This is a genomic window from Methanolobus sediminis (genome assembly GCF_031312595.1).
Taxonomy (GTDB): Archaea; Halobacteriota; Methanosarcinia; order Methanosarcinales; family Methanosarcinaceae; genus Methanolobus; species Methanolobus sediminis.
In genome coordinates, this window is sequence record NZ_CP133592.1 from 1,142,064 (window position 1) to 1,154,410 (window position 12,347).

The window sequence follows — 12,347 nt, forward strand, 5'->3', positions numbered from 1 at the left end:
AAATAAGGAAGAATGCCCGGAGCGTGACTCGAACACGCGACCTCCAGATATCTCAGGAGATTTTGGACGCACGGAATTTTATTCCCTATGAGTCTGGCGCCCCAACCAACTAGGCTATCCGGGCAGTGCAGCATGTAAAAGGGCAAAGTCATATTAAAGCGTATCGATTGAAAGAGAGACAGTCTAAAGAATAAAAATAGAGCGAAAAAGGATATTGAACCTAATCAATATCCAGTTGATTCGGCCAATGTGAGCAGTACTTCAGAATCTTCTGTTGCGCCACCTACAACAAATACGAACTTACCGTTGCTCCAGATGTAAGTATATCTTTTAGCATCTTCCATACCTACTATTACATAATCAAGTATTTGTACTGCAGAATGTCCGTTTATAGAAACATCAGTGAATCGGTCACCTACAGCAAGATCACTGAATTCACCTTTGTATGCATTTATAAATTCTTCGGCATTTTCAGCACTGTTAGTTTCAATAACATCAACATAAACATCTGTTGACTCTGCATTAGTATAGAGACCTTCTGAACCCCCTACAATGCCCTCAACCACTGCATACTCAGAGCCTACTGTTTCTGCAGATAAATCACGGATACCAAGTAACTCATAGTTTTCAGGGAGATTATCAATTGGTACAAGGTCAGCTGTTGTCTCAGAATCCGTGATAGAACCTGCCGATGATGCAGGAGTTTCTTCTACAACTTCATCCGTGCAACCGGAGATAGACAACATTAGAATACTTAGTATTAGAACTAAAATCATTTTTTTCATGGTTACACCTCTTAAAAAATAATATTAAATTAAAAAAGATAGTAAGAAGGGATTAACCCTTCTTCATTTTAGAAATTTAGTTTCTTCTGACAAGGTATGCTACTGCAAGGAGACCAGCTACTGCGAAAACTGCTTCAAATCCAGGGGATTCTTCAGTGTCCTCTGCAGGTGCTTCTTCTTCCTCTACAGGAGTTTCTTCCTCTACAGGTGCTTCTTCATCAACAACAGGAGTTTCCTCTCCAGCTACTTCTTCATCAGCAGGCATTTCTTCATCAGAAACTTCGCCTACACCGGAGTCGTCAACTGTTACTTCTTCACCGATTGTTCTCTCGACGAATGGATAGTATCTGAGTTCACCATTATCTGAATCAGCAGTCTTAAGCATTAAGCCTTCTGCGAGAGTGACGGTCTTGTCCTTTCCGAATCCGATTGAATTAGAGTTGAACATGCTGATTTCAAGTCCAGAAGCAGAATTGACTTCAAGTTCACCAAATTCATCTGAAGATTCTACTTCAAGAATATTCTCGTAGTCAATGAGCCAGAGACCTTCAACAACAGCGAGGCTGTCGACCTGACCCTGGAATACATCAGTGATCTTTGCTCTGAAGACGATTACATCAGTCTGATCTCCGACATCAGTGTCGTAGTCCCAGGTTGCTTCGCCATTATTTACATCGACAACTTCATCCTCGACGAACTCGCCATCTTTGCTGAGTTCCATCCAGACCTTGTCACCCTCAACATCGATCTGCTTTGCAGTAAGCTCATAGCCATTTGCGAGTTCAAGTGCAGAACCGGTCCTGAGTGTGTATTTGTCATCATTGTCAACAAGAAGCTTTACAAGTTCACTTGCATCTGCGTCATCAAGTGGAACATACATCTCTGCAAATAGACCAATTACTGGGAAGGTTTCGTTATCTGGATAAGCAACGCCCTCTTCTCCGGCAAATGATCCTTCATACTCGGTCTGCTGAATTGTAGAGTTATACCACAAGTCCTTCTCTGCAATGTTCCAGTTGTTTGGATCTATTGTAAGTGTCTCTGAAGATTTGTTGGCATCAAGATCGTACCAGAAACCTGCAAATTCAGCTGCGGTCCATGTTTCTGAAGCGTTACCGTATGCAACACTACCCCTTACCTCATAAGTTCCTACATCAGTGTATTCCTTATAAAGTGCAAATCTGAGATCCCCAGATGCGACATCTGCAGTCTTAAACATCAGACCTTCTGCAAGGTCGACGGTCTTATCATTGGAAAGTGTGAGTGTACCAGAGTTAAACATGGAAATTGTATTTCCAGTAGCAGAATTGACTTCAAGTTCACCAAATTCATCTGAAGATTCTACTTCAAGAATATTCTCGTAGTCAATGAGCCAGAGACCTTCAACAACAGCGAGGCTGTCGACCTGACCCTGGAATACATCAGTGATCTTTACTCTGAAGACGATTACATCAGTCTGATCTCCGACATCAGTGTCGTAGTCCCAGGTTGCTTCGCCATTAGTTACATCGACAACTTCATCCTCGACGAACTCGCCATCTTTGCTGAGTTCCATCCAGACCTTGTCACCCTCAACATCGATCTGCTTTGCAGTAAGCTCATAGCCATTTGCGAGTTCAAGTGCAGAACCGGTCCTGAGTGTGTATTTGTCATCATTGTCAACAAGAAGCTTTACAAGTTCACTTGCATCTGCGTCATCAAGTGGAACATACTTCTCTGCAAAGAGACCAATTACTGGGAAGGTTTCGTTATCTGGATAAGCAACGCCCTCTTCTCCGGCAAATGATCCTTCATACTCGGTCTGCTGAATTGTAGAGTTATACCAAAGACCTTTCTCTTCGATAGAATCTCCGCTTATCAGTGAACTGTTAAGGATAGTGAGATTTTCACTTGACTTGTTGGCATCAATATCATACCAAAAACCTGCAAAGTTCGTTTCATCAAAAACAAGGTCACCATTAGCATCTACTATAGTAGACAGATTAGTGCCATTGTAGACTTGACTGCGCACTTCGACTGTCTCCACAAGAGCAGTTGCAGGCACTACTAATGCTGCAATTGCAAGAAGAGCAACTAATGCGATAGTTGTAAATCTTTTCATTATTTTCCTCCGTATTTATTCGTGTAAAAGAGTGAGAATCAAGGAATAAAGCGAATTTCGCCCTATTAGTCTTCTAGCTTCAGACAAACAGTTGAGTTCGTCTTTTGCCGAAGGAGACTTCATCACCCTCCTAATCCCGTCATATTGGATTACAAGTGTTCTATTAAACAATTGCCGTATTAAATCTTTTGTGGTCTAAAACAGGACAATTATCGCATTGCATTGGCAAACACCGATGCATTCGACGGTAAATGTCGAACTCGTTTAGAAACAAAGGTCAAAAAACAGACAAATCATAAATTAATCTTCACTAATTGTCGATGTATGAATTGAAGATTTAGAAAAACATCAATGAAATCAATGCCATTGAAGCTAGAATAGTTCAACATATTTATATATGTTATTACATAAAACAGACATGAAATAAAAGTCTGGCAAAATTCAGAAAATTTTCGACATTATTAATCAATGAGGGATTTACCAATTATTAAGGAGTGAAAAATAAGATGTTCGATGGTGCAGTTTCTGAAGAAATATCAATGGAAGATGAAACAAATCGTGTCAAAACTGGCATTCCAGGTTTTGATGAATTATGTGGCGGCGGCCTGATACGTGACCGAACATACCTCATATCAGGTACATCCGGTGCAGGAAAAACAAATTTCTCCATACAATTCATATACAACGGAATCACGAAATACGGAGAGAATGGAATTATTGTGGCAACCGAGGAAAGACCTGAGCAGATCAGGGAAAACGTCCTAAAGTTTGGATGGGACCTTCAGGCACTTGAAGATGAAAACAAACTCGTTATCATCGATGCATGCTCTACTAAGATAGGCATCCCCTCTCAGGAAAAATATGTTGATGTGAGACCATTTGACATCAGGTCAATGATGGATCAGATCATAGCTACACAGGAAGAGATCAATGCAAAGCGTGCACTTGTTGACTCTACAACATCTGTCAGTTTCTATCTGCAGGACCCTGCTAAAATCAGAATAGAACTTCTTAAACTCAGCACCACACTGGAAGTTATTGGCCTTACATCAATGATGACATGTGAACTAATTGACGAATCCAAACCTTCAAGATTTGGTGTCGAAAACTTCGTCACTGACGGTACTATAGTATTATACTACAAGAGGCACGAGAACGTCAGAATGAGAAGTATGGAAATATATAAGATGAGAGGATCGGATCATAGTAAGAAGATCCACCCGTACGATATAACTCCTGACGGATTTGTGATCCATCCGCATGAAGAAGTCTATTCAATGTTTTAATAGATCATAAGTCAGGATACATTTCTTCATGGCCGCATTCTACGCATTTATAGATTATCAGTGTGCGGCCAAATTGATCATATCTTTTTAGTACAGGGTATCGCCAGCGGTTCATTTTACCTTCACAAACAGGACATCTGTAATTCATTATTTTCACCAACAATTAATTATATAAAAGCATATATTAAATTAACGAATAAACATTTACTCAAACTACAGAAATCCAGAGATAAAATGGACCAATTGAAACATGTTTCGTGTGGTATCAAAGGACTTGATACAATCTTAGGAGGAATCATGTCGCCCTCCACAGTCCTGATAGCAGGATCATCCGGAGTAGGGAAAACTATTATGTCACTCCAGATGTTATCAAATGCTTCCAAAAATGGGGAAAACGCACTATATATCCCGATTACAACCGAAAGTCCTGAAAAACTGATGCTTTACAATTCAACACTTGATTTTTATGAGGACTCCTTTGAAGTTCACCCTATTAACAGGCAACTGGCTGAGAAAGATCCGCTGACCACTTTAATAGAAATAGGAAACATCCTTGAATCGAGAAAACCTGACAGACTTGTCATCGACCCTATTACACCACTGGGATATGGTTTTATCGAACAGGAAAAAAGAAGATTTTTTTATACACTTGATTCCATGCTACAGGAAAGAAATATGGTTACATTCCTGGCAGGAGAACTACTCAAATCCGATATTCACAATTCTGTTGTCAGTCATCTATCTGATGGAATAATATACCTCTCCAGAGAAGATAGGAACGCAAGAGCGGACCATCGCCTTGAATTCATAAAGATGAGAGGAATCGATCCGGGCAAACGTTCAGAGATTACTTCACACAAATATCTTTACAACATCAATTCATCTGGTTTTACGGTCTATCCCCACCTTAGACCTGTAAAAGAAATAGATCTTGATGATACACAGGTCGAAATTGGAGTCCCAGGCCTTGACAGCATGTTTGAAGGAGGATTATACCGTTACAATAGTTTGCTTGTTGCAGGTGTCCCGGGCACCGGCAAGAAACTTTTTGGATTGCAATTTATACTAAAGGGACTGGAAAACAACGAATCTGCAATGGTTATCACCTTTGAGGATACCCCTCATCAGATGATACTTGATTCCAAAAGAATGGGTTGGGAACTGGAAGAATACATTAATAAAGGACTTTTACATTTTATATGCACAAATCCAAATCAAATATATCCTGCAGAACATGCTGACAGGATTAAGGAAATAATAGAAACGAACAATATTAAAAGGGTTTTTTTTGATGGTACTAACCACATGGAGATATCCATACCTGATATACTTGAACTTAAGGGATATATCTATTCAATTACGAGTTACCTTAAAAGCAAGAACATAACGTCTTTGTTCACCACAGACATTGCACCTTCGGAATGCCCAGGTAACGAGAAAATAGATATCTCATCAATAATGGATTCTGTGTTAATTTTACATAATTCCAAAGCAAGAGACCGCAGATACATGTGTGTTACTAAATCCAGAGGTGCAAAACATAAACGTTCAATAAAGGAGTATGCAATTACAGAGAGCGGCATAAAACTCAGGACAGACGCCCTTATTTGAATATGTTACATAGTTCAACAAACAACGAATAAGCAAAAACGAAAAAAGATAGAGGGATTAAATGCTCTGAACCTTACGTTCCAGAGATTCCCCCAGTTCAGTAAGCATATACATATCAGATTCCTGAACTATCAACTCTTTTTCAAGCAACTCTTCCACGATCTTTTCTACTGATGGACGTGCAATGTGCATGTTCTTGGCAAGTTTTCCGGCATCAAGCTGATGTTTAGAACCTAAGAGAGTAAGCAATTTCTGGCGATTCTTGTTACCAGTTACAAATCCAATCAATTCTTCCATTTTAGGCCTCCTATATAGTATTGTCCAGCATTGTATATATTACTTTTACATGTGTAAATCCGGAAAATGTATTTAAAACCATCGAACACGGTTATGCTAACCGCCGAAGGATACTTTTATAACCTGTAATGCATATCTAAGGGTGGCAGGCTAGTCCGGGTAGGCCGGCGTTACCTGTAACCCGAAATCGCCGATACGCGGGGGACGAAGCCTGAAGAAGATGTTTGGACCATTTTCAAACCTGTGATTTCAACTGAGAAACCCCGTCCTGCTTGGATGACGTTGATATAGGTGCTTGCTGGAGAGCATGTACTTATACCTTAACTGTGGGAACCAGCCCAGGCCCGGAAGGGAGCAGGCCTACCGTAGACAATCGTCGCTTGGAGGGTTGCGGGGTGGAGAAGAAATTCCAGACCACCTGATCATGGAAAAAGCAGCGACTTCGGGCGTGCCTGTCACTTTAACCCGGAAAACGTTAAATACCTGAATTGCATTTAGGAACGAACACTACAAATATGACGAGATAGCCAAGCCCGGTATGGCGCAGGATTGCTAATCCTGTGGTGCTATGCGCCTCGGGGGTTCGAATCCCCCTCTCGTCGCTCTGTTTTTAATAAATGTCAAACCATAGAGTGAACATCATGCCATATTTCACTGGCAAGAACCTAATAGAATAAAGGAGAGAATAAAATATGATGTCTGAAAAAACAGTAGTTCCTTTATTAAACAAAAAAGATAATGAAGCAGAGTTAGGCAGAAATGTTGCATGCACATCATGTGGTGCAGGATGCGGCGGAGGATGCGGCGGCAGCTTTGGAATAAAAGCAGGCTCTGAAAAAGAGGTGGTGTTCAGGAATATATTCCTCTACTTAGCAATGGGTGTGATAATATTCCTTGTAGCATACCTGGCAACAATGTTGCTCTCATGGATTAATCCATAATCATCCTTTCTTTTCTTTGTCAAAAGGATATCTTTTGATGCTCCCACAATCCAAACACGTTATTATGATAGTGCCATCCTTCAAGCGCACCCTTGAATTACTTCCCGTTAATAGCAAAGAGCCACAATTTTTGCAAAAACTTCTTTTCAGTTCAGGGGGAATACTGACTCTGTGACGCATCCCTATTTTACGGGCAAGTGAAACATATCTTTTGCTCATTTCAGGGTTCTCTGAAAACTCACTTTTTGCAAGGTCAAAAAGATACTCAATTCGCTCCTGTGCAATATTACGAGCTACTGCCTTGTTATTTTTCCGGGATTTTGCCATAATAAGCACCTGAAACTTAGAAGAGCAAGACCTCTGCGGATGGAAGCTTTGAATGTATTGCATTTACAAATTCCGATGCATCAATATCAGTTGAATCATCATAACACATAGGAATAACATAATCGGGTGAAAGTTTTGCTAATGAATCTGCTGCTTTTTGGACACTAATTAACTGATCATTACCGATAGGCAACATTACTAAATTCGGAGAAAGACCTCCAATGTCTGCAATATCACAGGAATGTCCTGCATGATAAATGCTAAGATCTCCTAAAGTGAAGAAATAACCTACGCCTTCACTCATAAGAGATTGGCCTGACTCGCAGGAAACATAAGCAGGGAGAACTTCAATGTCCACGCCTTTGATACTTAACTCACCTGTTAAAGAGTCACCCTCCATCACCCTTCTTGCATCGCCCCTGAACTGCAAGCTCATCTTTTCAGGTATAAGGGTTGTGCAATCAGATTTGCGAATCTTCCTGATAGAATCCGGATCGCAGTGGCCAAAGTGTTCGTGTGTAATAAGAATCAAGTCTGCCATATCCTCTTCTGGAATTTGTTCATCACCAAGCCCATTGGGATCAATATAAAGTACCATCTCATCGGACTTTACCATAAAACCTGCATATTCCAGTTTTCTTATCAGTACACCATTAATTGTTATATCAGCCAAAGTATCACGTCTTTAAATCAATTTTATGAAACACATCAGGATTCAGCCTGTATCATTTCCTTTATTCCGGGCACAAATCTCAGAGGAATTATTACTATGATAAAACTTCATCCCAAATGAATGCATCATAAGCATTAAAGCTACTGAGAGAAAAGTAATTATTTAATACACTGACACATCGAGAGACAGGACTACAAAACATGAAGAAGATCAACATATTATGTTCTGCTGCCGATGCAGCAAGCCAGAACATAAAGAACCACCTGCTTCAAAATGCACATTGGGAACAAATAGAGCAGACCCCTGACAATTGGAGAGATCTCATTTCAGTTTACGATAATCCGGAAATGAGAATTTTGGAAATTGAAGGCCACCATATTTACGAAGACAGAATCGATGAGAAGATGAAATCATCCGGTTTTGACACAGATATGATAATCGTCGCTTCAAAGCACAAGAGCAGCGACGGAAGGTCTGTACTTACTGCCCATTTTACAGGAAATCCGGATAAAGCTGATTTTGGAGGAAGAACAAAAGAGCTCTCTGTGGCAGCACCACACATGTTGCGACATATACTGAAAAATATGCAAATGTTCTCGAGGGAACTGGATTATGAAGTAAATATGGAATCCACCCACCATGGACCCACTGACCTGAAAACACCAATGGTCTATGCAGAGATAGGAAGTTCTGAAATACAGTGGAATGATCCTGAAGCTGGCAATATTGCATCTAAGGCAATACTGGAAGCTATTAGAGAATTCATATCCACTGAGAATGATGAGAAGTATACCCCAATTGCGGTTGGTTTTGGAGGAGGACATTATGCATCCAGACAAACTGAACTGATACTTAATTCAGAAGTTACATTCGGACATAATTTCCCGGACTACCAGTTAACCTTTGTAGACAAAGAAATGATAATTCAGGCTTTTGAGAAGTCAGGTGCTGATTTTGCATATTTTGACAGAAAGTCCATGAGTGCAAAAGAAAGAGAAAGACTTTCAGGCATCATAGATGAGCTGCATTATATATTACTAAGAGAGAGTGATATCAGAGAATTTGAGAGGATTCCATGGGATCTCTTTATGGACATCAAGAACAGATGTGACGAACTCTGTCCCGAGGGGAAGTTCAGGGCTACTGATGTATTCACATCGCAAATTGAAGAATCCCGGCAGAAAGACGAAAAACCAGATGATGAAATCGCCCTGTGTAGCATCAATGAGGAATTGTTCCAGGAAACTATAAAAGCCAACCGGAAGCTTACTGAAGAAATGCTTGCACGCTGTGCTCCTGTCTACATGGAAAAAAATAACGGAACTCTTTCAAATACCATACTGGGAATCGGGGAAGAAACTAAAAGTGCTATGCAGAACGTTACAAATGAATGCATTAAAATACTAAAAGAGCATTATGAAATTAAATATATTGCTGATGAGAATATACTTTACATCATCAGTGAAAAATTTGATCCGAAAGCAGCAAAAGAACTGGGTATTCCTCCCGGGCCAATGCTTGGGGAACTTGCAAAAGGTAACCCAATAGTATTAGAGGGAAAGACCATCATGCCCGAAATGGTGCACAAAAGAAGGGTAAAGCATATCCAGTTGTCCGATTAGATATATATAATCATACCTGTAATCCAATATACGATTTTCATTTGAGGGAGAAAAAGAATGAGATCCATAGTAGAAGAGGCACTTGCAAGGTCTGAGCAGGAGGCAAATATCCGCGGTTCACCTGCAAGCCCTGAGCACAAAGACATAAATGCAGAATTAGAGGAGATGCTACGCCAGTTACACACCAATATCAAAGTGATAGGTTGTGGCGGAGGAGGCTCCAACAGTACTCAGAGAATGGTCGAGGAAGGAATAAAAGGCGCAGAGTTCATTGCGGTAAATACAGATGCTCAGCACCTTTTAAACATAAGGGCAGACCAGAAGATACTCATTGGCAGGAAGAAAACCAGAGGCCTTGGTGCCGGTAGTCTCCCGCAGATCGGAGAGGATGCAGCTCTGGAGAGCGTTGACGAGATCGCAGCCGTAGTAAACGGCAGTGACATGGTATTTATTACATGCGGACTGGGAGGAGGAACCGGAACAGGTTCAGCACCAGTTGTAGCTGAAGCTGCGAGGGATGCCGGAGCTCTTACCATTGCTGTTGTTACACTGCCTTTCAGTGTGGAAGGACAGGTCAGAAGAACAAATGCAGAAGCTGGTCTTGAGAGACTCAGGGAAGTTGCAGACACAGTTATTGTAGTTCCAAATGACAAACTCCTTGAAGTTGTTCCAAGATTACCACTTCAGGCAGCATTCAAAGTGTCTGATGAAGTTCTCATGAGAGCAGTAAAAGGTATCACAGAACTAATCACAAAACCAGGTCTTGTTAACCTTGACTTTGCCGATGTCAGAACAGTCATGCAGAACGGTGGCGTGGCAATGATCGGACTTGGCGAAGCAGATGGTGAAGCAAAAGCTGTCGAATCCGTACAGAAAGCACTTCGCAGTCCACTTCTGGACGTAGACATATCCGGTGCAACTTCAGCGCTAGTCAATGTGATCGGCGGACCGGACATGACAATTGCAGAGGCAGAGAGTGTTGTACAGGAAGTTTACAGCAGGATCGACCCCGAAGCAAGACTTATCTGGGGTGCCCAGGTCAACGATGAACTTGAGCAGACCGTGCGTACAATGATCGTGGTAACTGGTGTGAAATCACCACAAATCTATGGTCACGGCGGCGCGAAGAATGTAACCAGAAAATACGGAATCGATTTTGTTAAATAGAATCTCTCCCTTTTTTAACATACATACTTTCGATGGGATGGCATATATACGCAATCCAATCGAAAGGTATTTTATCAAAGACGTTGTTTTGATGGCGCTATATATCAGCAGACACAAAGTTCTGACATTATACGGCTTCAAAATAAACGCATGCATTATAAACGATCATAACCGGTTGTGAAGTACTTTGGCAGAAAATTCATTTGATTTAAGCAATATCAATAGCGCAAGCATAAACCAATCCTTGAAGACATATTTAAGGGTACTCAAACTAACAAAGAAACCATCAAGAGAGGAGTTCCTGACCATAGCCAAGGTTGCTGGTCTTGGAATCCTTGCAATTGGGTTCATAGGTTTCCTTATTTATATACTTCTGGTGGAAATGCCTAAATGGGTGTAATCATGACCGCAGAGTCAGCAATATTCGTAGTAAAAACAACTGCGAATCAGGAAAGATCAGTAGCAAATATGATAACTCAATCCGCAAGGAAAGAGCACCTGGACATCAGGGCGATCCTTGCACCGGATGAGCTGAAAGGATATGTGCTAATTGAAGCTTCGTCTCCCGGAGATGTGGAACAGGCAATACAGACCGTACCACATGCCAGGGCATTGGTAAAAGGGCAGTCTTCCATAGAGGAGATATCACATTTCCTTACACCAAAACCAACAGTTACAGGAATCTCAGAAGGCGCAATCATCGAAATCACGTCAGGTCCTTTCAAAGGTGAAAAGGCACGTGTAAAGAGAGTAGATGAAGGACATGAGGAAATCACAGTAGAACTGTTCGATGCAGTTGTACCGATACCTATAACTATTCGCGGAGATACTGTAAGAGTCCTCAGGAAAGATGAAGAAGGAAACGCCTGAGAACATAAAGAATCTAAATTAATATTTATTATTTAATCCAACGGTGATATTCAAATGGCAAATGTTGTAGAAGCATTGGTCCCAGGAGGAAAAGCAAATCCAGGCCCACCACTCGGTCCTGCACTTGGACCTCTTGGAATTAACATCAAAGACGTGATCGACAAGATCAACGAAAAGACAAAAGATTACAATGGGATGCAAGTCCCTGTCAAGGTAATAGTAGCAGACAACAAGAGTTTCGAAATCGAAGTCGGAACCCCACCAACATCTGCACTCATATTGCAGGAAGCAGGAATCCAGAAGGGATCCGGCGAACCTAGCACAACAATCGTAGGAAACATTACTATTGCACAGGCAGCAAAAATAGCACGTATGAAGAAAGACGATATTCTTTCATACGAACTTAAGGCTGCAATAAAAGAAGTAATTGGTTCCTGTGTCCCAATGGGCGTTACAGCAGAAGGCATGTCTCCAAAAGAATGCCAGAAAGCTATCGACGAGGGACAGTTTGACGATGCACTGGCACAAGAAGCATGGTAATTCCATGCTTTAACCAATAACTTTAACATAAATACCGTTAATTGGTGTGCCCATTATAGACAGAGTGAAGGTCTGAAAGCCTGAAACTCTAGACAAATCCGTAGTAGACCGTTAAGGTCCTGCCTGA

At 41.1% G+C, this 12,347-nt stretch carries 13 protein-coding genes, 2 tRNA genes and 1 other RNA gene; 10 read left to right on the forward strand and 6 right to left on the reverse strand.

The window, feature by feature from the left end; translation table 11 throughout:
- Positions 1–13: 13 nt before the first annotated feature.
- From RE474_RS05515 to RE474_RS05525, 3 genes are all read right to left on the reverse strand, one after another.
- Positions 14–124 (reverse strand) — tRNA-Met (locus RE474_RS05515).
- A 100-nt stretch (positions 125–224) separates the two neighbouring features.
- Entirely contained in the window at positions 225–785 is a 561-nt protein-coding gene (locus RE474_RS05520; protein WP_309311969.1) for a hypothetical protein, read from the reverse strand.
- Between the two features lie 76 nt (positions 786–861).
- Positions 862–2,886 (reverse strand): MA0829/MM1976 family S-layer protein, encoded by a 2,025-nt coding sequence (locus RE474_RS05525; protein ID WP_309311970.1) that lies wholly within the window; start codon positions 2,884–2,886, stop codon positions 862–864.
- Between the two features lie 506 nt (positions 2,887–3,392).
- Between RE474_RS05525 and RE474_RS05530 the strand changes: the two genes are divergently transcribed.
- Both RE474_RS05530 and RE474_RS05535 read left to right on the forward strand, forming a co-directional pair.
- A complete protein-coding gene (locus tag RE474_RS05530) occupies positions 3,393–4,172 on the forward strand; it encodes an ATPase domain-containing protein (RefSeq protein ID WP_309311971.1) in 780 nt (259 codons plus the stop codon).
- A 234-nt stretch (positions 4,173–4,406) separates the two neighbouring features.
- Positions 4,407–5,783 carry an ATPase domain-containing protein gene (locus RE474_RS05535; protein ID WP_309311972.1) on the forward strand — a complete coding sequence of 459 codons (1,377 nt, stop codon included), beginning with the start codon at positions 4,407–4,409 and terminating at the stop codon, positions 5,781–5,783.
- Between the two features lie 57 nt (positions 5,784–5,840).
- Here the strand turns inward: RE474_RS05535 and RE474_RS05540 are convergent, their stop codons facing one another.
- Complete coding sequence (locus RE474_RS05540) at positions 5,841–6,080, reverse strand: winged helix-turn-helix domain-containing protein (RefSeq protein ID WP_309311973.1); 240 nt, start codon at positions 6,078–6,080, stop codon at positions 5,841–5,843.
- 143 nt (positions 6,081–6,223) lie between these two features.
- Between RE474_RS05540 and ffs the strand changes: the two genes are divergently transcribed.
- The 3 genes from ffs to RE474_RS05555 all read left to right on the forward strand — a co-directional run bounded on the left by ffs (position 6,224) and on the right by RE474_RS05555 (position 7,021).
- An RNA gene (gene ffs, locus RE474_RS05545) (signal recognition particle sRNA) lies at positions 6,224–6,538 on the forward strand.
- Positions 6,539–6,597: 59 nt separating this feature from the next.
- Positions 6,598–6,682, forward strand: a tRNA-Ser gene (locus RE474_RS05550).
- Positions 6,683–6,772: 90 nt separating this feature from the next.
- Entirely contained in the window at positions 6,773–7,021 is a 249-nt protein-coding gene (locus RE474_RS05555) for a hypothetical protein (RefSeq protein WP_309311974.1), read from the forward strand.
- Here RE474_RS05555 and RE474_RS05560 read toward each other — a convergent pair whose 3' ends face one another.
- Together RE474_RS05560 and RE474_RS05565 are read right to left on the reverse strand one after the other, a co-directional pair.
- Positions 7,022–7,348, reverse strand: a complete 327-nt coding sequence (locus RE474_RS05560; RefSeq protein WP_309311975.1) for a ribonuclease P protein component 4 — start codon at positions 7,346–7,348, stop codon at positions 7,022–7,024.
- Between the two features lie 16 nt (positions 7,349–7,364).
- Positions 7,365–8,021 carry an MBL fold metallo-hydrolase gene (locus tag RE474_RS05565; protein ID WP_309311976.1) on the reverse strand — a complete coding sequence of 219 codons (657 nt, stop codon included), beginning with the start codon at positions 8,019–8,021 and terminating at the stop codon, positions 7,365–7,367.
- Between the two features lie 200 nt (positions 8,022–8,221).
- Between RE474_RS05565 and RE474_RS05570 the strand changes: the two genes are divergently transcribed.
- The 5 genes from RE474_RS05570 (at position 8,222) to RE474_RS05590 (ending at position 12,220) form a co-directional block, all read left to right on the forward strand.
- Positions 8,222–9,643: a D-aminoacyl-tRNA deacylase gene (locus RE474_RS05570; RefSeq protein WP_309311977.1), complete on the forward strand. Its 1,422-nt coding sequence runs from the start codon at positions 8,222–8,224 to the stop codon at positions 9,641–9,643.
- Between the two features lie 57 nt (positions 9,644–9,700).
- Positions 9,701–10,810: a cell division protein FtsZ gene (gene ftsZ, locus RE474_RS05575; RefSeq protein ID WP_309311978.1), complete on the forward strand. Its 1,110-nt coding sequence runs from the start codon at positions 9,701–9,703 to the stop codon at positions 10,808–10,810.
- A gap of 187 nt (positions 10,811–10,997) precedes the next feature.
- Complete coding sequence (locus RE474_RS05580; protein WP_309311979.1) at positions 10,998–11,210, forward strand: protein translocase SEC61 complex subunit gamma; 213 nt, start codon at positions 10,998–11,000, stop codon at positions 11,208–11,210.
- Between the two features lie 2 nt (positions 11,211–11,212).
- Positions 11,213–11,680, forward strand: coding sequence for a transcription elongation factor Spt5 (locus RE474_RS05585; RefSeq protein ID WP_309311980.1), 468 nt, complete (start codon positions 11,213–11,215; stop codon positions 11,678–11,680).
- Between the two features lie 54 nt (positions 11,681–11,734).
- The gene (locus RE474_RS05590) at positions 11,735–12,220 is read left to right on the forward strand and encodes a 50S ribosomal protein L11 (protein WP_309311981.1); all 486 of its coding nucleotides are present in this window, start codon (positions 11,735–11,737) and stop codon (positions 12,218–12,220) included.
- Positions 12,221–12,347 lie beyond the last annotated feature (127 nt).

Excerpts from the sequence above, each read along its gene's own strand:
- RE474_RS05540 (WP_309311973.1), bottom strand. The coding sequence starts at position 6,080 with ATGGAAGAATTGATTGGATTTGTAACTGGTAACAAGAATCGCCAGAAA.
- RE474_RS05530 (WP_309311971.1), top strand. The coding sequence starts at position 3,393 with ATGTTCGATGGTGCAGTTTCTGAAGAAATATCAATGGAAGATGAAACA.
- RE474_RS05570 (WP_309311977.1), top strand. The coding sequence starts at position 8,222 with ATGAAGAAGATCAACATATTATGTTCTGCTGCCGATGCAGCAAGCCAG.
- RE474_RS05555 (WP_309311974.1), top strand. The coding sequence starts at position 6,773 with ATGATGTCTGAAAAAACAGTAGTTCCTTTATTAAACAAAAAAGATAAT.
- RE474_RS05535 (WP_309311972.1), top strand. The coding sequence starts at position 4,407 with ATGGACCAATTGAAACATGTTTCGTGTGGTATCAAAGGACTTGATACA.
- RE474_RS05525 (WP_309311970.1), bottom strand. The coding sequence starts at position 2,886 with ATGAAAAGATTTACAACTATCGCATTAGTTGCTCTTCTTGCAATTGCA.
- RE474_RS05590 (WP_309311981.1), top strand. The coding sequence starts at position 11,735 with ATGGCAAATGTTGTAGAAGCATTGGTCCCAGGAGGAAAAGCAAATCCA.
- ftsZ (WP_309311978.1), top strand. The coding sequence starts at position 9,701 with ATGAGATCCATAGTAGAAGAGGCACTTGCAAGGTCTGAGCAGGAGGCA.
- RE474_RS05520 (WP_309311969.1), bottom strand. The coding sequence starts at position 785 with ATGAAAAAAATGATTTTAGTTCTAATACTAAGTATTCTAATGTTGTCT.
- RE474_RS05560 (WP_309311975.1), bottom strand. The coding sequence starts at position 7,348 with ATGGCAAAATCCCGGAAAAATAACAAGGCAGTAGCTCGTAATATTGCA.
- RE474_RS05585 (WP_309311980.1), top strand. The coding sequence starts at position 11,213 with ATGACCGCAGAGTCAGCAATATTCGTAGTAAAAACAACTGCGAATCAG.